A 921-nucleotide genomic window follows, 5' to 3' on the forward strand; every position below is an offset into this window, starting at 1 on the left:
GTTGATGCCGACCAGTTGGCCGCCCATGTTGATCAGCGCGCCACCGGAATTGCCGGGATTGATGGCGGCGTCGGTCTGGATGAAATAGCCGGAATCCGAGACCCCGATATGGCTGCGGGCAAGTGCAGAAACAATGCCGCTGGTGGTGGTCTGGCCGACGCCGAACGGATTGCCGATGGCCAGCACCAGGTCGCCGACCTCGAGCGCATCCGAATCGCCGATGGCGATCACCGGGAACGGCTTGTCGGCCGAGATCTTGAGCACGGCGAGATCGAGCGTCTCGTCCTTCAGCATGACCTTCGAGGTGAACTCGCGCCCGTCGGCGGTCGCGACCTTTACCTCGTCGGCGTCCTTGATGACATGGTAGTTGGTGACGATGACGCCGCTCGGATCGACCAGCACGCCGGAGCCCAGCGAGGACTGCGCACGCGGCTGGGCGCGGCCGAAGAACTCCTCGAAGAAGGGATCGCCCTCGAAGGGCGAGGTCACCTTGGCGGTCTGCGAGGCGTAGACATTGACCACGGCAGGCGCCGTCTGCTTGACCAGCGGCGCGAAGGAAAGCTGCACCTCCTCGCGGCCGAACGGCACGCGCTTGTCAGGGCCCGAGGTGGCGTTCTCGCCTTCGACGCCATGCAGCAGATCGGTCAGCACGTCGGAGAGGCCGGGGTCTGCCGGCTTGGCGGCGTCCTCGGCCGATGCCTGTCTGACGGCCGGCGCCCCGGCGAAAGCGGCAAGCGCGCAAACTGCAATGAGAAACAGCCGTTTGAGGTGCATTCCGAATCCTCCAGATCAGGCGCCATTGTCCCGACGATTGTGCAGAATGAAAGGCCAATGCACGGAAATCAGGCGCTTGTCGCGCAAAAGCATGAGCCTGCGTGCGAAAATCCGCCCGCTCCCGGGCTCAGCCTCCAAAATGCAACA

Annotated in this window: 1 protein-coding gene; it reads right to left on the bottom strand. The window is 64.3% G+C overall.

Translation table 11 applies throughout. From position 1 onward, the window contains the following. A partial coding sequence (locus tag EOA29_RS38100) for a trypsin-like peptidase domain-containing protein (protein WP_127222495.1) occupies positions 1–774 on the bottom strand: 774 nt, incomplete at its 3' end. Positions 775–921 lie beyond the last annotated feature (147 nt).

Source organism: Mesorhizobium sp. M1E.F.Ca.ET.063.01.1.1 (genome assembly GCF_003998155.1).
GTDB lineage: Bacteria > Pseudomonadota > Alphaproteobacteria > Rhizobiales > Rhizobiaceae > Mesorhizobium.